Raw genomic sequence first — 23,267 nt, forward strand, 5'->3', positions numbered from 1 at the left:
TTCTTCAGACGGCGAACGATTCCCGGTGGATACGCGATGCGGGGAACCCCGCCCTGCGCAGATCGCGCAGAACGGCATCCATCCACACCGGCGGCCCGCAGACGTACACGTCGTGGTCCTGCACATCGGGGGCGAGGTGGCGCAGCGCCTGCGCGCCATCCCACTGCGCGTGCGACTCCGGCAGCCACGGGGCGCCGGAGCGGGCGCGCGGGCCCGGCAGCGCGATGTGCTGCACGCCGCGATCGCGTACGAGCGCGGCCAGGGCATCCGACCGCAGGGCGACCTCCGGCGTCGTGTCGCGGGTGATGATCGTGGCGTCACCCGGCAGGTACTGCTCGCCCTCGAGCAGCGACACGAGCGGGGCGACACCCGCGCCCGCGCCGATCATCAGCAGCCGTCGACCCCGGCGCCCGTCGCCGGTCATCCGGCCGTAGGGCCCTTCGATCAGCACCGGCGTGCCCGGCTGCAGCGCGGCGAGACGAGCGGTGCCATCACCGGCGAAGCGCGCGGAGACGCGCAGCTCGGTGTCCGTCGGCGCGGACGACAGCGACAGCGGGTGGCCGCGCGTCCAGCCCGGTCCGTCGAGGAAGCGCCAGACGAAGAACTGGCCCGGTCGCGCGTCGAGGCGGTCGAGGCCGTGCCCGCGCATCCGCACGGTCACGCCGTCGACGCCGTCGGGCGCGACGTCGGCGACGCGCAGGCCGTGCCGCCGAGAGCGCAGAAGCGGCACGGCCACCCGATACACGATCACGGCGAGCGCGGTGAGGATCCACAGGCCCCACCAGTACCCGGTCGCGAGGGCGGATGCCGTGAAGTCCGCGCCGACCCACAGCTGGTGCGGCAGGGCGAGCCCCGCCCCGAGGTAGCCGTAGAGGTGCAGCAGGTGCCAGGACTCGTAGCGCAGCCGACGACGTGCGCGCCGCATCGAGGTGACGGCGACGAGCACGAGCAGCGCCGTGGCTGCTGCGGCCAGCAGCATGCCGGGATAGTCGACGACGAACTCGACGAGCTGCGCGACCGGATTCGCACCGGCGGCTGCGGCGTAGCCGAGCGTCTGCAGCGCGATGTGCGCGAGCAGCAGCGCGAGCGACCAGAATCCGGTGAGTCGGTGCATCCGCGTCATGCCGTCACGGCCGAAGCCTCGCTCGAACAGCGGCACGCGGGCCATCAGCAGCACCTGCAGAAGCAGCAGGTTCGACGACACCAGGCCGGTGAGCCGGCCCACACCGTTCAGCGCGTCGGCCCCACCGCCCAGAAGGGCGTCTACACCGCCGCCGCTGACCCACAGCGCCGCGACGAACAGGCTGGTCGACCAGACGACGACCACCGCGCCGAGATTCCACGCGTCGCGGCGTCGGGCACGGGAAGCGGCGTCCACGGCGGTCGCCGGCGGCGTGAGGATCGCGGTCATGATGGGTCCTGGGTCCTGGGTCCTGGGTTCTGGTCCCGGTCAGCTGTTCGGCGTGCTGTCGGTCGTGCTGTCCGGTGCCGGCTGGACGGGCGTGGACTGCTCGCCGGGCGTCGAGTCGTCGTCATCGCCGTCGACGTCGTCCTGGCGCTGTCCGCCGAAGCCGTCGCCGTCGTGGTCGCGCATTCCGGGCATCCCGCCGCCGGGCATGCCACGCTCGCCGTGACCCCAGCCCTGCCCGGGTGCGGTCACGCCGAACGGCCGCTGCAGCTCGCCGCGGGCGAGCCAGCCTCCGCCGAAGGCGACGAACAGCAGCACGACAGCCGCCACGACGCCCGCGGCGACGCGGGTGCCGGTGCGGTGCCAGAACGACGGCGCCGTCTGCGCCGGCGCGGCGTGCGCCGGCTCTGCAGGCGCGGGCTCGGGCGGCAGGGAAGGAGCCGGAGCCGGAGCGGGCTCGGGCGAGGAGCTCTCGGCGTTCTCGGTGTTCGGGGTGTTCGGGGTGTTCGGGGTGTTCTCGGTCATGACGCAACTGTCGCGCCCGCCCGCCAAGACAGCACCAAGAATGCACCCCTCACGGAGTACTCATAGCCGGAGGATGGGGAACTGTCAGTTCACGTGCCGGCTCTCACCCGTTCGCCGTCGGGGCAGCGCGAGCCGGAACGTCGTGCCGTTCGCCGAGGTGCTCTCCACCTCGACAGAGCCGCCGAAGCGCGCCGCCACGTCGCGCACGAGCGCGAGGCCGAGGCCGAAGCCCTCACCCTGCTTCGCCGTGTTCGAACGGGCGAAGCGCTCGAAGACGCGCTCGGGATCGATCCCCCGCAGCCCGGGACCGGTGTCGGTGACCCTGATCTGCACGCTTCGGCCCTCGACTCGGGCATTCAGCGCCACCTCGGCTCCGTCCGGGCTGTAGCGCACCGCGTTGTCGAGGAGGGCGATCAGGGCACGCGTCAGAGCGGTCGCATCCGCACCGACCCGCAGCTCGGGTGCAGCCTCGGCGCGGATGCGGATGCCGCGCTCGGCTGCGCGCGGCTCGATCGTGCGCACGGCGTCGGAGAAGGCCGCCGCGACCGATGCCTCGGCACTCACGTCATCGGTGCGCACCCCCGCCGTCTCGGCGGCGAGAAGAAGGTCGGTGAGCACGGCATCCATCACCCGCGCATCGTGACGCATGTCCTGCAGCACGCGACTCACGTCGTCGCCGTTGCGCAGCCGGTGCTCGGCGAGCTGGATGCGGCTGCTCAGCGTGGTCAGCGGCGTGCGCAGCTCGTGGCTCGCATCCGCCACGAAGGCGCGCTGCACGCTCAGCGCATCCGCGAGCGGCTGCGCCGCCCTGCGCGAGGCGTACCAGGCGATGCATCCGAGGATCACCACGCCGATCGCGCCGAGCGCGATCACCAGCGGCAGCACATCGTCGAGATCCAGGATGCGGTCGCCGGGGCCCTCGCGCGGCCCGCCCAGCGGCCCTCGACGGTCGGGCCTGCTGGCCGACACGAGCGCCGTGACGATGGTCGCCGTGACGGCGGTGACGATCGCGGCGGAGGCCAGCCCGACCCACAGTCCGCCTCGCAGTGCCGAACGCTGCACGCGCGCGAGGTCGGCGGCCGTCGCGCGGTCGGTCGCGTGGCTCATCGCGGCGTCCCCGTGCGGTACCCGCGGGCGCGGACGGTGTCGATGATCTCGGGCGTCGACTTGCGCCGGATGTAGTGGACGTACGCGTCGACCGTCCCGGGCGAGCCGCCGGGGAAGACGCTCGCCACGATCTCCTCCCGGCTGAAGACGTGCTCGGGACTCGAGGTCAGCAGCTCGAGCAGATCTCCCTCAGCCCTGGTCAGCGGGATGCGCGACCCGTCGGGTGCATACAGTGCGAGACCGGACGGCGAGAACAGCCAGTCGCCGATCTCGCGCCCCGACACCGGGCCGCGCCCGCGGCGCAGTGCCCGAAGGCGCGCACGCAGCTCATCGAAATCGAACGGCTTCAGCAGATAATCGTCGGCCCCCGCATCCAGACCGCTCACCCGGTCTGCGACGGTGCCGAGGGCGGTGAGCATGATCGCCGGCGTGTTCAGGTGCGCAGTGCGCACCGCCGAGAGCAGCTCGGCACCGCTCATCCCGGGCAGGCGCCGATCCACCACCATCACGTCGTAGCGCTGGGTGAGAGCCAGCCGCAGTCCGTCCTCGGCGCTGGCGGCGTGATCGACGAGGTACTCGTCCGAGAGCACCTCGGTCACCATCGCTGCGGTCTCGGACTCGTCCTCCACGTACAGCAGCCGGGGCAGCGAGCCCGCCGCCGGTGAGGAGCCGCGGGGAGTGGACATCTGCTCAGTGTGACAGAGCCCGATGGCAAGGGGCGAGCGGCTCCGACCGCGACGCGCGCGATGACCAGTAGCGTGGGAACATGGTCAACTATCGCTACCTCGGAAACAGCGGACTCAAGGTCTCGGAGATCACCTACGGCAACTGGGTGACGCACGCCTCGCAGGTCGAAGACGACGCTGCGGTCGCCACCGTTCACGCCGCGCTGGATGCCGGGATCACCACCTTCGATACCGCTGACACCTACGCCAACACGGCCGCCGAGGTCATCCTGGGCAAGGCACTCGCCGGACAGCGCCGTGCGGGACTCGAGATCTTCACCAAGGTCTACTTCCCGACCGGCCCGAAGGGCCCGAACGACACCGGCCTGAGCCGCAAGCACATCTTCGAGTCGATCGACGGCTCGCTGCAGCGCCTCGGCACCGACTACGTCGACCTGTACCAGGCGCACCGCTACGACTACGAGACGCCGCTCGAGGAGACGATGCAGGCGTTCGCCGATGTCGTCCGCCAGGGCAAGGCGCTCTACATCGGCGTCTCGGAGTGGACCGCCGAGCAGCTTCGAGAAGGGCACGCGCTGTCGCGTCAGCTCGGCTTCCAGCTCGTCTCGAACCAGCCGCAATACTCGATGCTGCACCGCGTGATCGAGGGCAAGGTCGTGCCCACCTCCGAGAGCCTCGGGATCTCGCAGATCGTCTGGTCGCCGATGGCGCAGGGCGTGCTGAGCGGCAAGTACCTGCCCGGCCAGCCCGTGCCCGACGGCTCGCGCGCGACGGACCCGCACTCGGGCTCCGACTTCATCAAGGATCTGCTGCGCGACGACATCCTCGAAGCGGTGCAGAAGCTCAAGCCGATCGCCGCCGAGGCGGGGCTGACGATGCCGCAGCTGGCGATCGCCTGGGTGCTGCAGAATCCGAATGTCGCGGCGGCCCTGGTGGGCGCATCGCGCCCCGAGCAGCTCGCCGAGACGGTGAAGGCGTCGGGCGTGCGTCTCGGGTCCGATGTGATGTCGGCGATCGACGAAGCCCTCGGCGACGTGGCGAACACCGACCCGCAGGACACCTACGACGTGTCGCCGAAGACCCGACTGGTCTGAGCCGCACCATCACCACGAGAGCCCCGGCTCCGGCACGCGATCGCGTGCTGGAGCCGGGGCTCTTCGCATGAGCGCCTACTCCTTGACTGCGCCGGAGGTCAGCCCCTGCACGATCCAGCGGCTGGCGAGCGCGAACATGAGCATCGTCGGCAGGATCGTCAGCACGGCGGCGGCCGACATGGATCCCCAGTCGATGTTGAACGTCGAGATGAACCCGTTCAGCGCCGAGGGCACCGTGCGGTTCGCATCGGTGTTCATCAGCACGACAGAGAGGAACAGCTCGTTCCAGCAGTTGACGAAGTTGAAGATGAACGCGGCGATGATCCCGGGGGTCATCACGGGCACGAGTACGCGGAACAGGGCGCCCAGACGCGAGCATCCGTCGATCTGCGCCGCCTCTTCGAGCGCGTCGGGGACGTTCTCGAAGAACCCGCGCAGCATGACCGTCGAGAACGGGATGCAGATCGCGATGTAGACCAGGATGAGGCCGGGCTTCGTGTCGACCAGACCCAGGTCGCTCATCATCGAGTACAGCGGCCCGAGCGCGATGAACGCGGGAATCATCTGCGTCAGCAGGAACGCGATCAGCACCGGTCCCTTGCCCCGGAACTCGAAACGGGCGAGAACGTAAGCGCTGAGCAGTGCGATCAGGGTCGCGACCGCACCGGCGGTGACCGCCACGAGCGCGGAATTGCCGAGGAACACGCCGAACGAGCTCTTCTCGAACAGGCTGACGTAGTTCTCGAGCGAGGGCTCGCGGGGCCAGTACTCGATCGGGTAGGAGTTGATGGTCCCGGGCGATTTGAACGACGTCAGGGCGATCCAGTACAGCGGGAACAGCGTGATGATCAGCCAGAGCGCGAGCCCGACCACCCGGATCACGCCGCCGACGGTCACCCGGCGCGGACCGCGGGGCGCGGCTGCGGGGTCGGGGACGGTCACGCGGCGCGTGTCGGTGATCGAGGTGCGGGCCGAGGTGGAGCCGGTCAGGGTGGTCATCGCTGCGCCCTCCGCATCGCCATGAGATAGAACGCGCAGAACATGAACAGGAACGCGACGACGATGAGGCCGATCGCGCTGGCGATGCCGTAGTTGCCCTGCTGCGTGTAGTTGATCATCCACGTCGTGATGATGTGCGTCTGGTTGGCCGGTCCGCCGCTCGTCATCGCCCAGATGATGTCGGGGAAGTTGAAGATCCAGATCACGCGCAGCAGCACGGTCAGGAACAGCGTCACCGAGATGTACGGGATGATGATCGAGAACAGCTGGCGGGCCTTCCCGGCGCCGTCCAGGCTGGCGGCCTCGAGCACGTCATCCGGCACCGACTGGAGCGCTGCGAGGATCATGATCGCGAAGAACGTCACCCCGTACCAGATGTTCGCGACGATCACCGCGAACATCGCCAGCTTCGGGTCGGCCAGCCAGGGCAGCGGCGCGTCGATCAGCCCGGCCTTCATGAGCAGGTCGTTGACGACGCCGAACTCGGCGTTGAACATCCACCGGAACAGCATCCCGATCAGGAAGCCCGACACCGCCCACGGGAAGAACACGAGGGCCTGGTACAGGCCACGGAAGCGGAACCTCCTGCGCAGCGCGAGCGCGATCAGGAAGCCGATCACCAGCTGCGGCACGAGCGAGCCGACCACCCAGAGCACGGAGTTCCACGCCACGGTCGGGAACGCCGGGTCCTGGAAGACGGTGACGAAGTTGTCCAACCCGACGAACGGGGTCGACGTGAGATCCCACAGGTTCCAGTCGTGGAACGCCATGCGGGCGCCCTGCAGCATCGGCGCGTAGGTGAACCAGCACACGAACACGATCGCCGGCGCCATGAAGGCGAGCAGGGTCAGCGCGTGGCGTGCGCGGAACGGACGACGCGAGGGGGAGGCCCCGCCGGTGGTGCCGGCGGAGCCCCTCTCGCGGATCCCGCGGGTCGCGCGGGTTCCGCGGATGGTCGGAGCGGACAAGACGATCAGCCCTTCTCCGCGGCGTACTTCTCCGTCCAGAACTCATCCCAGGACGTCAGCAGCTCCTCGGTGGTCATGTTGCCGAGCAGCACCTTCTGCACGTCCTGATCGGACTTCTGGATCCACTCCGTCCACCAGCTCACGCCGCGCGGCTGGCGTACGTTGATGTAGGTGTCGGGGTTCTCGGTCATCGTGACGTAGCTGGTCCACGGGCCGGTCTTGTAGAACTCGTCGTCGGCAGCCGAGCTGACGATCGGCACGAGGCTGTTCGCCTGCGCGAACTCGGTCGCCGGCTCCTCGGACGCGAGGAACTCGACGAGCTTCACCGCTGCGTCGCTGTGGTCGCTCTTCTCGGCGACGCCCCAGCCCGCGACCGCGAGCGGCTGCGCGGCCTTGCCGGTCGGGCCGGTGAGCAGCGGAGCGGTGTCCCACTGCTCGGGCTTCAGCGACGAGTCCTGCACGGTCGCGATGACCTCGGGATCCTGCAGCAGGAACGCGGTCGAGCCGTTGGTGAACCCGGCCACCATCTCGGGGTAGCCCCACGACACCGCCGACGGCGGCGATGCCTTCTCGAAGAGCTCGAAGTAGTCGTCGACGGCATCCTGCGCCTCGGGAGCCGAGAACATGGTGTCGCCGTTCTTCAGCAGGAACGCGTCGTCGACGTCGAGGTCGTCGATCGTGTACGCCTCGATCGCCGCGACGACATTGCTGTTCGCGTTCTGCCCGCCGCGGAAGGCGTAGCCGTAGATGTTCTTGCTGGGGTCCTGGATCTTCGACGCCTGCTCGAGCAGGTCCTTCCAGCTGCTCGGCGGCCCGTCGAAGCCGGCCTGCTGCACGAGGTCCTTGCGGTAGAACAGCGACAGGCCGTAGAAGCCGTAGGGCAGGAAGTAGCTCTTGCCGTCCTCGGCGACCGAGGCGGACTGCGCGTTCTCGGTGAGCGCGTCCCACCCGTCCCACTTCTTCACGTCGGCGCTCAGATCGCGCAGCCAGCCGTTGTTCGAGAACGGCCCGACGGTGATGTCGCGCACCTCCAGCACGTCGACGCCCTTGCCCGACTGCAGCATCTGCTGGATCTTCTGGTCGGCCTGTTCGGTGGGCGGCGAGACCAGGGTCACCTTGATGTCGGGGTTCTCCTTCTCGAAGTCGTCGAGCAGCCCGCGGATCAGCTCGGTGCGGGCTGGGTTGGTCAGGCTCTCGACCATCTGCAGCGTGACCTTGCCGTCGGCGGGTCCGGCCGACGGCGAGCATCCGGTGAGGGCGAGAACGGCGACGGTGCCGAATCCTGCGACGGTCGTCAAGATCTTGTGCTTCACGATGTGCCTCTCTTGGTGGTTGGTGGATCTTCTGGGGGCGGGGGTGCTCAGGCGATGGTGGTCGCGAGGGGGATGCGGATGCCCGCGCGCCGCAGGATCTGCGGCACGCAGCGTTCGGCGAATGCCTCGAAGTCGGACGCCTCGGTATAAAGGTGGGCCGAGAGGCGGAAGTAGCCGATGCCGCGGAAGCTGGTGAAGGCGGTCTCGACGCCCTCCTCGTCGAAGAGATCCATGCGCAGCGCATCGGCCTCCTCGCGGGTCGCGCCGAGTCCGTCGGGCAGCCGCACCAGGCGCATCGAGGGGACGGGGGACGGCAGCGGGGTGAGCGGGTCATGGGCGCTGAAGGGGCGCAGCGCGTCGGCGATGATCTCGGCGCCGGAGTCGGCGAGAGCGGACAGTGCGGTGCGCGCGGCGTCCCAGCCGAACTCGCCCTCGACGAAGTCGATCGCCGTCGGCGTCGCGATGTACGTCGTCGCGTCGATGGTGCCCTGCGTGTCGAAGCGATGCGGGTACGGCTCGGGCGCGCCCCACGAGTCGATCAGCGGCCAGAGGTCCTGGCGGTCGGCGGCCGCGGTCACCAGCAGTGCCGACCCGCGCGGGGCGCACGGCCACTTGTGCATGTTGCCGAACCACCAGTCGCCGCCCGCCTGCGCGGCGGCGGAGGCGATCAGGCCGGGGGCGTGCGCGCCGTCGACGAGCGTGCGCACGCCGCGCTCGGCCGCGATGCCGGCGATTCGACGGGTGGGCAGCATCCGGGCGGTGGGGGAGGTGATCTGGTCGATCACGATGAGTCGCGTGCGCGGCGTTAGCGCGTCGGAGAATCGCTGCACCACCTCGTCATCGGGTGCCAGCAGCGGCAGCTCCACGGTGCGCACGGCCGCGCCGAAGCGGCGGGCCAGGCGCTGTGCGCCCATGGTCACCGCGCCGTAGCCGTGATCGGTGACCAGGATCTCGTCACCGGCCTCGAGACGGAGGGAGTTGTAGACGACCGTGGCTGCCGCCGAGGCGTTCGGCACGAAGGCGCTGTCGTCGGGGTGCGCTCCGACGAACGGCGCCGTGCGCTCGACGGCCGCGCGGACCTGCTCGGCGATGCGCGGGAACCAGCCGACCGGCGTCAGGTCGGCCTGACGGCGCAGGGCGTCCTGGTGCTCCACGACCACCGTGGGCACGGCGCCGAAGGAGCCGTGGTTGAGATGGACGACCTCGGGGTCGAGCGGCCAGGCGTCACGGGCGCGCTGGTAGGACTTCAGCCGGATCGGCGTGGCCGTGGTCATGCATCCTCACAAGGTGTTGGCGGTGAAGTCGGACGACTTGTCGCACAACTTTGCCACATCGGATGTTTGATCGCGACTCTACGGGGCGATAATGGCAAAGTTGTTATACGAATTGGCTCGGGTGTCGGCATCCGACAGACTCGCAGCAGAGAGTCGCATCAGGGAGGATCGATGAGCGCACTGGACACCGCGCTGCACGGGCTGCGTGCGCTGATCGCCGACGGCTCGCTCCGGCCGGGCGACCGCCTGCCGAGCGAGGGCGAGCTGTGCGAGCGGCTCGGCGTGTCACGCGGGTCGCTGCGCGAGGGCATCCGGATGCTGGCCGCGCTCGGCGTCCTCGAGACGCGGCACGGGTCGGGAAGCTACGTCGGCGATCTCAACGCCGGCGATCTGATCGGCAGTCTGTCGCTGACGGTCGGGCTGCTTCCGCTCGACGCGATCCTCGAGCTGTACGAGCTGCGCCGCGCCCTGGAGGCGCACGCCGCCTCACTGGCGGCGGCGCGGATGGACGACGCCACGCTCGCTGAGCTCGACGCGCTGCTCACCCGTCTCGAGGGCACCGATGACGACGACGAGCAGTCGAGCCTCGACCACACCTTCCACATGCGCATCGCGCAGGTGGCGGGAAACTCGGCCCTCGCCAGCCTGCTCGCAGTGTTCCGCGCCCGCTCACGCGCGTATCGCATCTTCAGCACCGACAGCGCAGCTGAGATCAAGACGATGTCGGATGCCGGGCATCGGGCGATCCTGCGGGGACTCTCCTCACGCGACCCGGTCGCAGCGTCCGCGGCGGCCGCGGGGCACGTCGCGCAGACGGAGTACTGGCTGCGTAAGCTGAAGCCCGACGCGACGGGGCTGGTCGACTGAGACCTGCGGTCAGAGTCGGGCGAACATCGCCCCGGGGTTCAGGATGCCGTCCGGATCGAGCGCCCTCTTGATGCGCAGGTTCAGCTCGAGGACGTCGTCGCCGAGGTAGTCGGCCAGCCACGGCTGCTTGAGCCGGCCCACCCCGTGCTCGCCGGTGATCGTGCCGCCGAGCGCGATCGCGAGGTCCATTACCTCGCCGAAGGCCACCTCAGCGCGCGCCTTCTGGTCGGCATCCGCCGGGTCGAACACGATGAGCGGATGCGTGTTGCCGTCGCCCGCGTGCGCGACCACCGCGATCTCGACGCCGCGATTCTCGGCGATCGTGCGCACACCCTCGAGCAGGTCGCCGAGCCGCGGCAGCGGGGCGCCGACATCCTCGAGCAGCAGGGCACCGCGCTTCTCGACGCAGGGGATGGCGATGCGACGCGCCTCGATCAGCGCCTCGCTCTCATCGGGGTCGCTGGTCGCGTACACCTCGGAGGCGCCATTGGCCTCGCAGAGCTGCTCGATCTGCTCGATCTGCGCGGTCGCCACCTCGGCGGGCTCGTCCGACTGCACGATCAGCATCGCCGCGGCGGTGCGGTCGAGCTCCATGCGCGTGACGTCCTCGACCGCGTTGATCGTGACCTGGTCCATGAACTCGAGCATCGAGGGCCGCATCGCCGCCTTGATGTCGACCACGGCCCGGATCGCCCCGGCGACGGTGGGGAACATCGCCACGAGCGTGGTGGGCGGGCGCTGTGCGGGAACGAGCCGCAGCACCGCCTCGGTGACGATGCCGAGGGTGCCCTCGCTGCCGACGAAGAGCTTGGTGAGGGAGAGGCCGGCGACGTCCTTGAGTCGTGGGCCGCCCAGCTTCACCGCGCGGCCGTCGGCGAGGACGACCGTGAGCCCGAGGACGTAGTCGGTGGTCACGCCGTACTTGACGCAGCACAGGCCGCCGGCGTTCGTCGCGATGTTCCCGCCGATCGAGCAGAACTCCCACGACGACGGGTCGGGCGGATACCAGAGGCCGTGCACGGCTGCCGCGGCCTTCACCTCGGCGTTGAACGCCCCGGGTTGCACGACCGCCATCTGCACGGTCGGGTCGACGGTGATCCCGCGCATCCGCTCCAGGGAGACGACGATCGCGCCGTCGACCGCGGTCGATCCGCCCGAAAGGCCGGACCCGGCTCCGCGCGGCACGACGCCGACGCCCGCGGCTGCGGCGATCCGGACCGCCGCCTGCACGTCCTCGGTCGAGCCCGCCCGCACCACGGCGAGGGGGGTGCCGGCGTTCGGATCCTCGGCGCGGTCGTGGCGGTAGGCCTGCAGCGACTCGGGGCTGCTCACGACGGCGTCGGCGCCGAGCGCGTCGATGAGGGCGGAGACGACGTCGTCGTGTGCGGGGAGGGTCATGCGGTTCCGATCGCTTAGAGCGAGGTGATGTCGACCTGCAGGTCGTGCGTGAGCCGCTCGATGTCGGCGCGCAGCGCCTCGAGGTCGGCGGATGCGGGCAGCGTCGCCGTGACCGAGCTCTCGAAGAGCCGCCCGCCGGCCATCGCCGCGTCACGGGTGTGCGTGGTCATGTCCTCGATGCTCAGCGCGTGCGTGCTGAGCACGCCCGAGATCTCGCGCACGATGCCCGCGCGGTCGTTGCCGAGTACGGTGATCGAGATGCGCTGATCGGCGTCGGATGCCGAGGTGTCGGCACCCTCGTGCACCGTGATCGCGAGCATCCCGTCGAGCCCATCGAGATCGTCGCGCAGGGCATCCACCCGATCGGCGGCGACCGAGATCTCGATCACCCCGGCGAAGGTTCCGGCGAGTTCGGCGAGCCGGCTGTTCTCCCAGTTGCCGCCGTGGGCGGCGACGACATCGGCGACGGCCGAGACGAGTCCGGGGCGATCCGCTCCCGCGACGGTGAGGATGAGCGTGGTCATGCGCTCAGCGTAGCGCGGTCACCACGCACCGCCGTCGAGGAAGCGCTCCATGCGCTGCCGATGCGGCGCGAGATCCCAGCCCTGGGCCGCGACCCACTCGTCGTCGTAGTACGTCTGCGCGTAGCGCACGCCGCTGTCGCAGATCAGCGTGACGACGCTGCCCGTCTCGCCGGCGTCGCGCATGCGGCCGATCAGCTCGAACGCGCCGTACAGGTTGGTGCCCGTGGAGCCACCCGTCCAGTGCAGGGTGCGCTCGCGCAGCAGCCGGATCGCCGCCACCGATGCGGCGTCGGGCACCGGGATCATCTCGTCGATCACGCTCGGCACGAACGACGGCTCGACGCGGGGCCGGCCGATGCCCTCGATGCGGGAGGGGGTGCCGGTGGCATCCGGATCACCCTTCCAGCCGGCGTAGAAGGCGGAGCCCTCGGGGTCGACGACCGCGACCTCGGTCGCGTGACGGCGATAGCGCACGTAGCGGCCGAAGGTCGCGCTGGTGCCGCCGGTGCCGGCGCCGACGACGATCCAGCGCGGGATCGGATGCCGCTCCTGCGACAGCTGGCTGAAGACGCTCTCGGCGATGTTGTTGTTGCCGCGCCAGTCCGTCGCGCGCTCGGCGAAGGTGAACTGGTCGAGGTAGTGGCCGTGGCATCCGGCGGCGAGGCGGCGTGCTTCGGGGGAGATCTCGTCGGCGTGGTCGACGAAGTGGCACCTGCCGCCGTAGAACTCGATGAGCTCGATCTTCTCCCGGCTGGTCGAGCGCGGCACGACGGTGATGAACTTCAGGCCGAGCATCCGGGCGAAGTACGCCTCCGACACGGCGGTCGACCCGCTGGAGGACTCGACCAGCGTGGTGTCCTCATCGATCAGGCCGTTGACCAGGCCGTACAGGATCAGCGAGCGCGCCAGACGGTGCTTGAGCGAGCCGGTCGGGTGCACCGACTCGTCCTTCAGATACAGGTCGATGCCCCAGTCCGCCGGCAGCGGGAACAGGTGCAGATGCGTGTCGGCCGACCGGTTGCCGTCCGCCTCGAGCACCTGGATGGCGGAACTGACCCATTCGCTCATGATCACCGAGCGTAGCGGGGGCGGCTCACGCGGATGCCTCCCGCGGCGCGGGCACGTGGACCAGGGCGCCCTGCGAGTTGTCGGTGCCGAGTCGGAACTCGAAGCGGGAACGATCACCGCGATGGTAGGCGACGAAGAACTCGATCGGACGCCCGGACTCGTCACGGCTGACGCTGCGCAGGCGCAGCAGCGCGGATCCTGCGCTCACGCCGAGCAGTGCGGCCTGCTCGCGGGTGGCGACGGTGGCTTCGGCCGAGCGCACGCCGTGCGTGGCGACCACTCCGCTGTCGGCGAGCAGCGCGTAGAGCGACGAGTCGCGCAGGTCGGCATCGAGGGTCGGCGCTCCGACATCCAGGGGCATCCACGTGGTCGACAGCGACCACGCCTGCCCGTCGACGTGGCGCAGCCGGGTGAGGATGACGACCGGGGATTCGGGCTCGAGCTCCAATGCGGCGGCGACCTCGGCGTCCGCGTCGATGACCTCGTGGCGCAGCACGTCGCTGCGCACGTGGCCGCCGCGGCGCTGCACCTCGTCGAACAGCCCCACCAGGGTGTGCACCAGCGACTCGCTCGTGCGCGGCGGGGCGACGAAGGTGCCCTTGCCCTTGATGCGCTCGACGACGCCCTCGTGCTCGAGCTGGGCGAGCGCCTGACGCACGACGGTGCGCGAGATGCCGTACTGCTCGCACAGGCGGTGCTCACCGGGAAGCGGATCGCCGGGCTGCAGGCCGTCGCGGCTGATCCCATCGAGGATGAGCTGTCGCAGCTGGTCGTACATCGGCGCGGTGGAGCGGCGATCGATGGCGCTCGCCGCCTCGGAGGCCTCGGTCGTGGGCATCGTGGTTATCGCCGGGTCAGTACGCGACGCCGGCGTGCAGGATCACGTTGGCGTAGGGGGTGAACTCGCCGGAGCGCACGAAGGCGCGCGCCTGCTGCGTGCGACTCTTGAACTCGACATGCGGCACGAGCTCGATCTCGATCCCGGGCAGCCGATCACGCAGCTTCTCCAGCACGTGAGGGCTCACCTCGGCCACCTCCGCCGACACTGTGGCGCCTTCGACGACCATCTCGGCCAGCACGGTGTCGAGCACGTCGAAGAACTCCGGCGCCCCCGGGCGGTACGCGAGATCGATGCGCTCGGCTCCCGGGGGGATCGGCAGCCCGGCATCCGTCACCACGATCAGATCCGTGTGCCCGGTCTCGCTGATGACCCGCGAGAGAGCAGGGTTGATGGTCGTGTGCGTCTTGCGCATCGTCGTTCCTCCGAGGTTCTCGTCAGTGGGGTGCCGCGACCGGCTCCGGTGTGGCCGCGGTGTGCGCGGCGAGCAGAGCGTCGACCTCGTCGCGCCGGGGCAGACTCGGCGAGGCGCCCTGGCGGGTCACCGTGATGGCGCCGGCCGCGCTGGCCAGTCGGGTGGCATCGGCCAGGCTCCAGCCCTCGGCCAGGGCGGCGCCCAGGTAGCCGGCGTACGCGTCGCCGGCGGCGGTGGTGTCGACGGGTTCCATCGGGATCGGGGCGATGAAGGTCGCGCCCTCCGCCGTGACGACGCACGATCCCTTCTCGGCCATGGTGATCACGGCCGCGCCGACGCCCTGCTCGAGGAACCACCTGCCGGCGCGCTCGGCCGATTCCGCGTCGGTCACCTCGACGCCGCTGATGAGCGTCGCCTCGGTCTCGTTGGGGGTGACGATGTCGATGTTGCGCCACACCTCGGGTGCCAGCGACGCGGCCGGCGCCGGGTCGAGCACGACGGTCATGCCGTGCTCGCGGGCCCGCGAGGTGATGTGCAGCGTCAGCGATGCGGGTGTCTCGAGCTGGGTGAGCAGCACCGCGGTGGTCGGGGCCAGGGCCGCGAGAGCGGCGTCGATCTGCGCCTCGGAGAGCTGCGCATTGGCGAGCGGCACCATGACGATGTCGTTCTGGGCCGATGCGTCGACCCGGATGTGCGCGATCCCGGTGGGGCCGGGCACGGTGCGCAGGTGCGTGAGGTCCACCCCGGCGCCGCTGAGGCCGTCGACGATGAGATCGTGGAAGAGGTCGTCGCCGACGCAGCCGACGAAGCTGGTGCGCGCACCGGCGAGGCCTGCGGCGACCGCCTGATTCGCGCCCTTGCCGCCCAGCAGCAGCGTGAACTGATCGCCGAGGATGGTCTCCCCTCGCGCCGGGAGGCGCTGCGAGAAGGTCGTCACGTCGGCGGTCACGCTGCCGACGATGACGACGCCGGTGCGGGAGCTCGGGGCAGTGGTCATGGTGTTCCGATCGTCGTCGTCTCGGCGTCCCGCCGTCTTTGGACGCGGGCGGATGCTGTCATAACATTAGCCGCAAGCGAACCTGTAACGACAGGTCGACGGGAGGAGAACGGATGACCGCTCCGCGGCTGTACGTGGACAGTGCCGATGTCGACCGGGTGGGTGCCCTGCTCGCAGCCGGAGTGGTGCGCGGCGTCACGACGAACCCCACCATCCTCGAACGAGGCGGCCGCACCGCCGCCGAGATCCCGTCGCTGTATGAGCGGTGGGTCGGCGAGGGGGCATCCGAGGTCTTCTTCCAGACCTGGGGCGGGGACGCGGCATCCTTCCTGCGCAACGCGGAGGGCATCCGCGGTCTCGGCGACCGGGTCGCCGTGAAGGTGCCCGCCACGGCGGCCGGCTTCGCCGCGGCATCCGCCCTTGTGCGCGACGGCGCGACGGTGCTGGTCACCGCGGTCTACTCCGTCGCTCAGGCGCTCGCCTGCGCGAGCATCGGCGTCCGCTACGTCGCGCCGTATCTCGGCCGGATGCGAGATGCAGGTCTCGACGGGGCCGGCATCATCGCGCGCATGCAGGCGATGTGCGAGGGCAGCGGCACGGACGTTCTCGCCGCGAGCCTGCGCAGCGCCGACGACATCGTCGCGCTGCGCGAGGCCGGCGTGCCGTACTTCACGGCCGCGCCGGACGTTCTGGACGAGATGCTCTTCCATGACGTGAGCGACTCGTCGGCGGCTGAATTCGACGCCGCGATGGTGCGCCTGGGCGCCTGATCCCGCTTCCGCCGGGGCTCCCGCCGGGCTCCCCGGACCTTCCGGGCGGGCTCAGGCGGTGGCGGCCTGACGCAGCCAGCGCTCGACGCCCGCGACGTGCGCGGTCGCGAGTGACGTGGCCAGCGCGGAGTCATGCGCGGCGATCGCCTCCGCGATCGCGCGATGCTCCGACAGGGTGCGCTCGACCGCACCCTGCTCGGTGACACCGCGCCACACGCGGGCGCGGATGGTCTGACTGCTCAGGCTCTCGATGAGGCTGGCGAGATAGTCGTTGCGGGTCAACCGCACCACTTCGCGGTGGAAGCGGATGTCGTGGGCGACGAGGTCGTCGATCGACACGCTGTCCGGATCGACCGCGGAGATCTCATCCAGCAGCCCCTGCGCCTCGTCCGCCGTGGCATTGCCGGCGGCGAGACCGGTCGCCTGCGATTCGAGCATCCGCCTGACGGCGAACAGCTCGAGCAGCGAGTCGTCGTCGTGCATGTCGACGACGAAGCTGATCGCCTCGAGCAGCAGGTGGGGTTCGAGGCTGGTGACGTAGGTGCCGTCACCGCGGCGCACATCGAGCACCCGGATCACCTCGAGCGCCTTGACCGCCTCGCGCATCGAATTGCGCGACAGCCCCAGCCGCTCGGAGAGCTCTTTCTCGGGCGGAAGACGATCCCCGGGCGCGAGCTCGCCCGACACGATCATCGCCTTGATCTTCTGGATCGCTTCGTCGGTGACTGCCATGGCGACATCCTAGTCATTGATCGGATGTCTGTTCGGGGGCGTGTGAGGATGGGGGCATGCGCGTCGTCGACTCACACCTGCACCTCTGGGACCCCGCTGCCCTCGACTACGCGTGGTTGGAGGGGCCGCTGGCTCACACCTTCTCCGACATCGAGATCGTCGACGACGCCCTCGACGACGTCGACGAAGAGGTGTCGATCTTCGTGCAGGCCGATCCGGTCGAGGGGCAGTCCCTCGCCGAGATGCGGTGGGTCGACTCGATCGCCCTGCAGTCGGGAGTCGTCGCCGCTGTCGCCGGTGCCCGCCTCGATCGGGGCGCCGAGACCGAGCAGCACCTCGACGCGCTCTCAGCGCACGAGCGGGTGGTGGGCGTGCGTCACCTGCTTCAGGCGGAGGCCGACGGCTTCGCCCGAGGCGCCGCGTTCATCGACGGCGCCCGGGCAGTGGCATCCCGAGGGTGGACCTTCGACGCGTGCGTGAGATCGTCGCAGCTGTCGGACGTCACCGCACTCGCCGCGGCGGTGCCCGACCTGCCGATAGTGCTCGACCACCTCGGCAAACCCGCGATCGGCACGGTGCAGACTCCGCTGCGGCCGGGTGCGGAGTGGCTGCGTGATCTCGCCGACCTGGCTCGGCATCCCCAGGCGTACTGCAAGCTGTCGGGCCTGCCCGCTGAGACGCAGGGGGAGTGGACGGATGCCCAGGTGGCGCCGTTCTTCGACGCCGCGCTCGAGGTCTTCGGTCCGGAGCGGCTTATGTGGGGAAGCGACTGGCCGGTCTCGGCCGTCACCCACGAGTTCGTGCAGGGCAACAGGCAGCGCTGGCTGGACACCGTGCGCGCCTGGGCCGAGACGCGCGGAGTGGACGCGGACCGACTTTTCTGGGAGAACGCGCTCGCCTTCTACGGCATCCGCTGACCCGCGCCCGGTTGGGGTCGCGATTCGTCCCGCAATTGGGCGGTGTTCCACGTTCAGGTCGCGACTCGTCTCGCTATTCGCGGTGTTCAGCGGGACCGATTGCGACCCAAGCGGGTGAGCGGTGGCGGATGCCGCGACCGATAGCGACCTGGGGGCCGAAATCAGCGGTGCAGCGCGGCGCTGACCCGGGCGATCAGGGCATCCGGTCGGGAGAGCAGGTCGCTGGTGACCTCGATGACCGTCCAACCGGCGGCGCGCAGCGCCGCGATCCGCTCGACATCGGCCGCATACCGGGAGTGATGCAGCATGCTCTGGTATTCGATCGCGATCTTCAGGTGCGGGTACGCGAGGTCCACGCAGGCGAGGAAGCGACCGTGGTCGTCATACACGTCCTGATTGAGCAGCGGCTCCGGCAGTCCGGCGAGCACGAGCTGCACTCGCAGCCGCGATTCGCGCGGCGACCAGGAATCCTCACGGACGAGATCGAGCGCGGCGCGCAGTCGCCGCACATTCATCCAGCGCGTGCTCGCAACGGTCGTGCGCAGCTCGTCGATCGATGAGAGCGGACTGCGCCCCACGTCGGGGCGGCCGAAACCTGGGCGCCAGACCCTGCACAGAAAGTCGCCGAGAGCCACCAGATCGCTGAGCGACCAGGCGCCGAGCTGGGCGAACATCGTCGCCGGAGTCGAGACCATCACGCCGTCCGAGAGCATGGCGCGCGCCTTGGTCGGATCTGCACGATGTCCCCGCACGCCGGCCGCGCGCACGAGCGGACCGCCACCGAAGGTGCTCACATGAACCGGCAGCGTCCGGCCCTCCACGGGCTCCGGCGCGGCGTGACGGCGCCCAGTCGTCGTGGTCACCAGACGCAGAGGACCGCCCCACAGGGCCACCGCCGTCTCATGGCTGAAGAACTGCCCCGGTCTCAGCAGCGGAGCGTAGTCGCGTGCGCGCTCGCGGCGTTCGCTGGCTTGGCGTGCGAAGGGATCCTGCCCGGCGACGGCGACGGCGCCGGGTGAGGGGACCGAGCGAGTCCCGCGGAAGGGCTTCGTGAGGTCGGATCGGTACAGCCGTCCTCTGCTGACACCCGCCTCTCGGGCATCTCGGGTCGAGAAGCGGTTGCCGAGCGACTCGGGGAGGGCACGTGCGGGGCGCATCGCCCCACCCTGGCATCCGACCTCGTTTCGCGCGGAAGTTACTCACAGACCTCCGCAGCCCACTCAGGTTGCGATTCGGTCCGTTCTGAAGGCACGAACGATGCTCAGGTCGCGATCGGTCCCGCCATTCGCGTGGGATAGCGGGACGAATCGCGACCTGAGCGCGGGGGCGAGCGCCGCGAAAGCGCAGCCGCGGCGCGCAGGCGCGGAGCGGTGCAGTGAGAAGCGGGTTATTCGGAACGCAGGCGGAGCTGGGCCATGCCGCCGTCCACCTCGATGAAGGTGCCGGTGGTCGAACCGGATGCCGGGCTGACCAGGTACAGCACGGCTCCGCCGACCTCGTCGGCCGCGACGAGGCGGCCGTGCGGCTGACGGGCGTTCAGAGCTGCGCGCTCGGCGGCGGGGTCGTCTGCGGAGTCGAGCAGGCGACCGACCCATGGGGTGTCGGCCGTCCCGGGGTTGACCGCGTTGACCCGGATGCCCTCGCGCAGGTGATCAGCGGCCATCGCGCGCGTGAGCGCCGAGACCGCACCCTTCGACGCGGAGTACAGCGCGCGCTGCGGCAGGCCGGTGGTGGAGGCGATGGATGCCGTGTTGCACACCGCCGCCGACGGCGACTGTCGCAGCCACGGCAGGGCCGCCGCCGTCACGCGCGCGATGCCCGTGACGTTGATCGAGAGCACCCGCGCCCACTCCTCGTCGTCGTTCGCGGTGACATCGCCCTGCGCGCCGATCCCGGCGTTGTTGATGACGATGTCGATGCGCCCGAACCGCTCGGCGACTGCCGCGACTGCGGCGTCCACGGACGCACGATCCGACACGTCTGCGGTGAACGCGGCGAAGCGCTCGTCCGCACCGGATGTGTCGCGATCGAGCACAGCCACCTGCGCACCCTGGTCGTGAAGCACCCCGGCGATGGCGGCGCCGATGCCGGAGGCGCCGCCGGTGACGATCGCGACGAGTCCTTCCACCTGACCGCTCATCGCTGCGCCTCCCATGCCACGAACTCCTGACGCTGACGGCCCAGGCCCTCGATCTCGATGTCGACCACGTCCCCCGCCCGCAGGTAGGGGAACTTGCCGCCGAACGCCACGCCCTGCGGCGTGCCGGTGAGGATCAGGTCGCCGGGCTCGAGGGTGACGTACTGCGAAAGGTGGTGCACGATCGCGCGCACGTCGAAGATCATGTCGTTGGTGTTCGAGTTCTGGCGGGCCTCGCCGTTCACGAAGCTCGTCAGGTTCAGGTTGTCGACGTCGACCTCGTCAGGGGTGACCAGCCAGGGACCGGTGGGGTTGAAGCCGAAGGCGATCTTGCCCTTCGACCACTGTCCGCCCGACACCTCCATCTGGAAGGCGCGCTCGGAGACGTCGTTCGCGACGACGTACCCGGCGATGTGCGCCTCGGCCTCATCGACCGAGTCGAGATACGCCGCTCGCGCACCGATGACGATGCCGAGCTCGACCTCCCAGTCGGTCTTCTCGCTGCCGCGCGGGATGGTCACGGTGTCGTTCGGGCCGACGACGGTGTTCGGGGTCTTCAGGAAGATGATGGGCACGGTCGGCGGCTCGGAGCCCGACTCGCGGGCGTGCGCCGCGTAGTTCTGCCCGACGCAGATGACGGCGCTGGGGCGGGCGATGGGCGAGCCGATGCGCAGCGATCCGGCATCCGCCACCTCGCTGAGCGTGCCGGCCTCGAGGGCCGCACGGGTGCGACCCACGGGGTCGTCGGCGAGGAACTCGCCGTTCACATCGGATGTCACGGGGCGCAGATCGAAGGTCCGATCACCGTCGATGACGACCGGGATCTCGCTTCCGGATTCGCCGAGTCGTGCGAACTTCATGATTCTCCTTCGTCTCTGCCGAGCGGATGCCGCGGCGGCACCCGCACGTTGACAGTATAGACATCCGATGTTTACACTCCAAAGGTCTGCGGAGCACTCTCCGCGCATCTGAAGGAGCACCGTGAGCCGTATCGTCGCGCTGGACACCAGCGACATCCGCTTCCCCACGTCGCTGAGCCTCGACGGCTCCGACGCGATGAACCCCGACCCCGACTACTCGGCAGCGTACGTCGTGATCCGCACGGATGCCGACGACGACATCTCGGGGCACTCGTTCGTGTTCACGATCGGCCGCGGCAACGATGTGCAGGTCGCCGCGATCGACGCGCTCGCCGGCCACCTCGTCGGCCGGGAGATCGAACCGCTGCTGGACGACATGGGCGGCACCTTCCGCGAGATCATCGGCGACTCGCAGCTGCGCTGGCTGGGCCCCGAGAAGGGCGTCATGCACATGGCGATCGGCGCCGTGATCAACGCGCTGTGGGACATCAAGGCCAAGCGCGCCGGTCTGCCGCTGTGGCAGCTGCTGGCCCGCATGACACCCGAGCAGATCGTCGACCTCGTCGACTTCCGCTACCTGACCAATGCCCTCACCCGCGACGAGGCGCTGGAGATCCTGCGTGCCGCCGTCCCCGGCCGTGCGGAGCGCGAGGCCGAGCTGCTGGCGACGGGATACCCCGGCTACACCACGAGTCCCGGCTGGCTCGGCTACTCCGACGAGAAGCTCGAGCGCCTCGCTCGCGAGGCGATGGCGGACGGATTCACGCAGATCAAGCTCAAGGTCGGCGCCGACCTCGATGATGACATCCGTCGTTTCCGCAAGGCGCGCGAGGTGCTGGGGCCGGACTTCCCGATCGCGATCGACGCCAACCAGCGCTGGGAGGTGTCAGAGGCGATCGAGTGGGTCAACGCCCTGGCCCAGTTCGATCCGGCCTGGATCGAGGAGCCCACCAGCCCCGACGACATCCTCGGTCACGCCGAGATCGCGCGAGGAGTGGCCCCGATCCGGGTCGCGACGGGCGAGCACGCGCAGAACCGGATGATCTTCAAGCAGCTGCTGCAGGCGGATGCCATCAAGGTCATGCAGATCGACGCCGTGCGGGTCGCCGGCGTCAACGAGAACATCGCCAACCTGCTGCTCGCCGCGAAGTTCGGCGTGCCGGTCTGCCCGCACGCCGGCGGTGTCGGTCTGTGCGAGGCCGTGCAGCACCTGTCGATGTTCGACTTCGTCGCGGTCAGCGCCACCCGCGAAGGGCGCCTGATCGAGTTCGTCGACCACCTGCACGAGCACTTCGTCGTGCCGACCGACATCCAGGGCGGCTCGTACACGGCACCCACCGCGCCGGGCACGAGCATGGAGATGAAGGCCGACAGCATCGAGAAGTACACCTGGACGGGACAGCATGTCATCGACTGACCTCGAGATCCCGGCTCTCGGCTATGGTGCGGCGAACGTCGGCAACCTGTTCCGAGAGCTCAGCGACGATGAGGCGTGGGCGGTGCTCGAGGCCGCCTGGGATGCGGGCATCCGGTACTTCGACACCGCACCGCATTACGGGCTGGGCTTGAGTGAACGGCGCCTCGGCGCCTTCCTGCAGACGAAGCCGCGCGACGAGTTCGTGCTGTCGACCAAGGCCGGCCGTCTGCTGCGGCCGAACCCCGCGCACCAGCCCGGCGGGCTCGACACCGCCAACGACTTCCACGTGCCCGACGACCTGCACCGGGTGTGGGACTTCACCGAGGCCGGGATCCGCGCGAGCATCGCCGAATCGCAGGAGCGACTCGGCATCGAGCGCATCGACCTGCTCTACCTGCACGATCCCGAGCGCCACGATCTCGAGCTGGCTCTCGAGGAGGCGTTCCCGGCCCTCGAGGCGATCCGCGCCGAGGGCGTCGTCACGACGATCGGTGTGGGCTCGATGCTCTCCGATGCTCTCGCGCGGTCGGTGCTTGAAGCAGATCTGGACCTGATCATGGTGGCCGGGCGCTACACACTGCTCGAGCAGCCGGCGGCCGTCGACGTGCTGCCCGCGTGCGCGGAGCGGGGGACGGGCATCGTCGCGGCATCCGTCTTCAACTCGGGTCTGCTCGCGCAGAGCGAGCCGCGGCGCGACGGCCGATACGAGTACGGCCAGCTGCCCGAGGATCTCTGGCAGCGGCTCGTGCGCATCGCCGCGGTCTGCGCTGCGCACGACGTGCCGCTGCCTGCGGCGGCGATTCAGTTCCCGCTGCGATCGGATGTCGTGCGCTCGGTGGTCGTCGGCGGCAGCAGGCCTGCCCAGCTGCGGCAGAATGCCGAGTACGCGGCGCTCGAGATCCCCGCGCAGCTGTGGGCGGATCTCGCCGACGAGGGGCTCATCCCCGCCTGAG

At 69.9% G+C, this 23,267-nt stretch carries 24 protein-coding genes; 6 read left to right on the forward strand and 18 right to left on the reverse strand.

The annotated features are described in order from the left end of the window. Positions 1-4 precede the first annotated feature (4 nt). From V2S04_RS02150 to V2S04_RS02165, 4 genes are all read right to left on the reverse strand, one after another. The gene (locus V2S04_RS02150; protein ID WP_413636877.1) at positions 5-1,411 is read right to left on the reverse strand and encodes a ferric reductase-like transmembrane domain-containing protein; all 1,407 of its coding nucleotides are present in this window, start codon (positions 1,409-1,411) and stop codon (positions 5-7) included. Between the two features lie 39 nt (positions 1,412-1,450). After that, complete coding sequence (locus tag V2S04_RS02155) at positions 1,451-1,933, reverse strand: hypothetical protein (protein WP_413636878.1); 483 nt, start codon at positions 1,931-1,933, stop codon at positions 1,451-1,453. 84 nt (positions 1,934-2,017) lie between these two features. After that, on the reverse strand, positions 2,018-3,040 hold the full coding sequence (locus V2S04_RS02160) for a sensor histidine kinase (protein WP_413636879.1): 1,023 nt from the start codon (positions 3,038-3,040) through the stop codon (positions 2,018-2,020). Continuing rightward, positions 3,037-3,726: a response regulator transcription factor gene (locus V2S04_RS02165; RefSeq protein WP_413636880.1), complete on the reverse strand. Its 690-nt coding sequence runs from the start codon at positions 3,724-3,726 to the stop codon at positions 3,037-3,039. Before V2S04_RS02165 ends, V2S04_RS02160 begins: the two co-directional genes overlap by 4 nt. An 80-nt stretch (positions 3,727-3,806) precedes the next feature. Between V2S04_RS02165 and V2S04_RS02170 the strand changes: the two genes are divergently transcribed. Next, on the forward strand, positions 3,807-4,820 hold the full coding sequence (locus V2S04_RS02170; RefSeq protein ID WP_413636881.1) for an aldo/keto reductase family protein: 1,014 nt from the start codon (positions 3,807-3,809) through the stop codon (positions 4,818-4,820). 75 nt (positions 4,821-4,895) lie between these two features. Here V2S04_RS02170 and V2S04_RS02175 read toward each other — a convergent pair whose 3' ends face one another. The 4 genes from V2S04_RS02175 to V2S04_RS02190 are packed head-to-tail and all read right to left on the reverse strand — an operon-like array spanning position 4,896 to position 9,374. Continuing rightward, positions 4,896-5,819: a carbohydrate ABC transporter permease gene (locus V2S04_RS02175; RefSeq protein ID WP_413636882.1), complete on the reverse strand. Its 924-nt coding sequence runs from the start codon at positions 5,817-5,819 to the stop codon at positions 4,896-4,898. Beyond that, positions 5,816-6,787, reverse strand: a complete 972-nt coding sequence (locus V2S04_RS02180; protein ID WP_413636883.1) for a carbohydrate ABC transporter permease — start codon at positions 6,785-6,787, stop codon at positions 5,816-5,818. The genes V2S04_RS02175 and V2S04_RS02180 overlap by 4 nt, the downstream gene beginning before the upstream one ends. 5 nt (positions 6,788-6,792) lie before the next feature. After that, positions 6,793-8,100 carry an ABC transporter substrate-binding protein gene (locus tag V2S04_RS02185; protein ID WP_413636884.1) on the reverse strand — a complete coding sequence of 436 codons (1,308 nt, stop codon included), beginning with the start codon at positions 8,098-8,100 and terminating at the stop codon, positions 6,793-6,795. A gap of 47 nt (positions 8,101-8,147) precedes the next feature. Beyond that, positions 8,148-9,374 (reverse strand): aminotransferase class V-fold PLP-dependent enzyme, encoded by a 1,227-nt coding sequence (locus tag V2S04_RS02190; protein WP_413636885.1) that lies wholly within the window; start codon positions 9,372-9,374, stop codon positions 8,148-8,150. 171 nt (positions 9,375-9,545) lie between these two features. Here V2S04_RS02190 and V2S04_RS02195 point away from each other — a divergent pair, with 171 nt between their 5' ends. After that, on the forward strand, positions 9,546-10,241 hold the full coding sequence (locus V2S04_RS02195; RefSeq protein WP_413636886.1) for a FadR/GntR family transcriptional regulator: 696 nt from the start codon (positions 9,546-9,548) through the stop codon (positions 10,239-10,241). Between the two features lie 9 nt (positions 10,242-10,250). Here the strand turns inward: V2S04_RS02195 and V2S04_RS02200 are convergent, their stop codons facing one another. Genes V2S04_RS02200 through V2S04_RS02225 form a run of 6 tightly spaced genes read right to left on the reverse strand, consistent with a single transcriptional unit; the run spans position 10,251 to position 15,481 of the window. Beyond that, on the reverse strand, positions 10,251-11,639 hold the full coding sequence (locus tag V2S04_RS02200) for an FAD-binding oxidoreductase (RefSeq protein ID WP_413636887.1): 1,389 nt from the start codon (positions 11,637-11,639) through the stop codon (positions 10,251-10,253). 14 nt (positions 11,640-11,653) lie between these two features. Beyond that, a complete protein-coding gene (locus V2S04_RS02205) occupies positions 11,654-12,163 on the reverse strand; it encodes a glycine cleavage system protein R (protein WP_413636888.1) in 510 nt (169 codons plus the stop codon). An 18-nt stretch (positions 12,164-12,181) separates the two neighbouring features. Further along, on the reverse strand, positions 12,182-13,231 hold the full coding sequence (locus tag V2S04_RS02210; protein WP_413636889.1) for a PLP-dependent cysteine synthase family protein: 1,050 nt from the start codon (positions 13,229-13,231) through the stop codon (positions 12,182-12,184). A 25-nt stretch (positions 13,232-13,256) separates the two neighbouring features. Next, positions 13,257-14,069 carry a GntR family transcriptional regulator gene (locus tag V2S04_RS02215; RefSeq protein ID WP_413636890.1) on the reverse strand — a complete coding sequence of 271 codons (813 nt, stop codon included), beginning with the start codon at positions 14,067-14,069 and terminating at the stop codon, positions 13,257-13,259. A gap of 16 nt (positions 14,070-14,085) precedes the next feature. Continuing rightward, on the reverse strand, positions 14,086-14,484 hold the full coding sequence (gene rbsD, locus V2S04_RS02220) for a D-ribose pyranase (RefSeq protein WP_413636891.1): 399 nt from the start codon (positions 14,482-14,484) through the stop codon (positions 14,086-14,088). A gap of 22 nt (positions 14,485-14,506) precedes the next feature. After that, positions 14,507-15,481: a ribokinase gene (locus V2S04_RS02225; RefSeq protein ID WP_413636892.1), complete on the reverse strand. Its 975-nt coding sequence runs from the start codon at positions 15,479-15,481 to the stop codon at positions 14,507-14,509. A gap of 113 nt (positions 15,482-15,594) precedes the next feature. Between V2S04_RS02225 and V2S04_RS02230 the strand changes: the two genes are divergently transcribed. After that, entirely contained in the window at positions 15,595-16,251 is a 657-nt protein-coding gene (locus V2S04_RS02230) for a transaldolase family protein (RefSeq protein ID WP_413636893.1), read from the forward strand. A 51-nt stretch (positions 16,252-16,302) separates the two neighbouring features. On the opposite strand, the gene V2S04_RS02235 is transcribed toward V2S04_RS02230, so the two are convergent. After that, complete coding sequence (locus V2S04_RS02235) at positions 16,303-16,983, reverse strand: FadR/GntR family transcriptional regulator (RefSeq protein ID WP_340085895.1); 681 nt, start codon at positions 16,981-16,983, stop codon at positions 16,303-16,305. A gap of 56 nt (positions 16,984-17,039) precedes the next feature. Between V2S04_RS02235 and V2S04_RS02240 the strand changes: the two genes are divergently transcribed. Beyond that, positions 17,040-17,900, forward strand: a complete 861-nt coding sequence (locus tag V2S04_RS02240; RefSeq protein ID WP_413636894.1) for an amidohydrolase family protein — start codon at positions 17,040-17,042, stop codon at positions 17,898-17,900. Between the two features lie 161 nt (positions 17,901-18,061). Here the strand turns inward: V2S04_RS02240 and V2S04_RS02245 are convergent, their stop codons facing one another. From V2S04_RS02245 to V2S04_RS02255, 3 genes are all read right to left on the reverse strand, one after another. After that, entirely contained in the window at positions 18,062-19,057 is a 996-nt protein-coding gene (locus V2S04_RS02245; protein ID WP_413636895.1) for a hypothetical protein, read from the reverse strand. A gap of 230 nt (positions 19,058-19,287) precedes the next feature. Beyond that, a complete protein-coding gene (locus V2S04_RS02250; RefSeq protein WP_413636896.1) occupies positions 19,288-20,040 on the reverse strand; it encodes an SDR family NAD(P)-dependent oxidoreductase in 753 nt (250 codons plus the stop codon). Further along, positions 20,037-20,897, reverse strand: a complete 861-nt coding sequence (locus V2S04_RS02255) for a fumarylacetoacetate hydrolase family protein (RefSeq protein ID WP_413636897.1) — start codon at positions 20,895-20,897, stop codon at positions 20,037-20,039. The genes V2S04_RS02250 and V2S04_RS02255 overlap by 4 nt, the downstream gene beginning before the upstream one ends. 121 nt (positions 20,898-21,018) lie before the next feature. On the opposite strand from V2S04_RS02255, the gene V2S04_RS02260 reads away from it, so the two are divergent. Further along, complete coding sequence (locus tag V2S04_RS02260; RefSeq protein WP_413636898.1) at positions 21,019-22,314, forward strand: L-fuconate dehydratase; 1,296 nt, start codon at positions 21,019-21,021, stop codon at positions 22,312-22,314. After that, on the forward strand, positions 22,301-23,266 hold the full coding sequence (locus tag V2S04_RS02265) for an aldo/keto reductase (RefSeq protein WP_413636899.1): 966 nt from the start codon (positions 22,301-22,303) through the stop codon (positions 23,264-23,266). The genes V2S04_RS02260 and V2S04_RS02265 overlap by 14 nt, the downstream gene beginning before the upstream one ends. Position 23,267: the final 1 nt, after the last annotated feature.

The sequence above is a fragment of the Microbacterium sp. OR21 genome (assembly GCF_047306785.1).
Classification (GTDB): domain Bacteria; phylum Actinomycetota; class Actinomycetes; order Actinomycetales; family Microbacteriaceae; genus Microbacterium; species Microbacterium esteraromaticum_E.

Excerpts from the sequence above, each read along its gene's own strand:
- V2S04_RS02150 (WP_413636877.1), bottom strand. The coding sequence starts at position 1,411 with ATGACCGCGATCCTCACGCCGCCGGCGACCGCCGTGGACGCCGCTTCC.
- V2S04_RS02200 (WP_413636887.1), bottom strand. The coding sequence starts at position 11,639 with ATGACCCTCCCCGCACACGACGACGTCGTCTCCGCCCTCATCGACGCG.
- V2S04_RS02245 (WP_413636895.1), bottom strand. The coding sequence starts at position 19,057 with ATGCGCCCCGCACGTGCCCTCCCCGAGTCGCTCGGCAACCGCTTCTCG.
- V2S04_RS02205 (WP_413636888.1), bottom strand. The coding sequence starts at position 12,163 with ATGACCACGCTCATCCTCACCGTCGCGGGAGCGGATCGCCCCGGACTC.
- V2S04_RS02160 (WP_413636879.1), bottom strand. The coding sequence starts at position 3,040 with ATGAGCCACGCGACCGACCGCGCGACGGCCGCCGACCTCGCGCGCGTG.
- V2S04_RS02210 (WP_413636889.1), bottom strand. The coding sequence starts at position 13,231 with ATGAGCGAATGGGTCAGTTCCGCCATCCAGGTGCTCGAGGCGGACGGC.
- V2S04_RS02255 (WP_413636897.1), bottom strand. The coding sequence starts at position 20,897 with ATGAAGTTCGCACGACTCGGCGAATCCGGAAGCGAGATCCCGGTCGTC.
- V2S04_RS02155 (WP_413636878.1), bottom strand. The coding sequence starts at position 1,933 with ATGACCGAGAACACCCCGAACACCCCGAACACCCCGAACACCGAGAAC.
- V2S04_RS02195 (WP_413636886.1), top strand. The coding sequence starts at position 9,546 with ATGAGCGCACTGGACACCGCGCTGCACGGGCTGCGTGCGCTGATCGCC.
- V2S04_RS02250 (WP_413636896.1), bottom strand. The coding sequence starts at position 20,040 with ATGAGCGGTCAGGTGGAAGGACTCGTCGCGATCGTCACCGGCGGCGCC.
- V2S04_RS02165 (WP_413636880.1), bottom strand. The coding sequence starts at position 3,726 with ATGTCCACTCCCCGCGGCTCCTCACCGGCGGCGGGCTCGCTGCCCCGG.
- V2S04_RS02225 (WP_413636892.1), bottom strand. The coding sequence starts at position 15,481 with ATGACCACTGCCCCGAGCTCCCGCACCGGCGTCGTCATCGTCGGCAGC.
- V2S04_RS02175 (WP_413636882.1), bottom strand. The coding sequence starts at position 5,819 with ATGACCACCCTGACCGGCTCCACCTCGGCCCGCACCTCGATCACCGAC.
- V2S04_RS02215 (WP_413636890.1), bottom strand. The coding sequence starts at position 14,069 with ATGCCCACGACCGAGGCCTCCGAGGCGGCGAGCGCCATCGATCGCCGC.
- V2S04_RS02265 (WP_413636899.1), top strand. The coding sequence starts at position 22,301 with ATGTCATCGACTGACCTCGAGATCCCGGCTCTCGGCTATGGTGCGGCG.
- rbsD (WP_413636891.1), bottom strand. The coding sequence starts at position 14,484 with ATGCGCAAGACGCACACGACCATCAACCCTGCTCTCTCGCGGGTCATC.
- V2S04_RS02170 (WP_413636881.1), top strand. The coding sequence starts at position 3,807 with ATGGTCAACTATCGCTACCTCGGAAACAGCGGACTCAAGGTCTCGGAG.
- V2S04_RS02230 (WP_413636893.1), top strand. The coding sequence starts at position 15,595 with ATGACCGCTCCGCGGCTGTACGTGGACAGTGCCGATGTCGACCGGGTG.
- V2S04_RS02240 (WP_413636894.1), top strand. The coding sequence starts at position 17,040 with ATGCGCGTCGTCGACTCACACCTGCACCTCTGGGACCCCGCTGCCCTC.
- V2S04_RS02235 (WP_340085895.1), bottom strand. The coding sequence starts at position 16,983 with ATGGCAGTCACCGACGAAGCGATCCAGAAGATCAAGGCGATGATCGTG.
- V2S04_RS02190 (WP_413636885.1), bottom strand. The coding sequence starts at position 9,374 with ATGACCACGGCCACGCCGATCCGGCTGAAGTCCTACCAGCGCGCCCGT.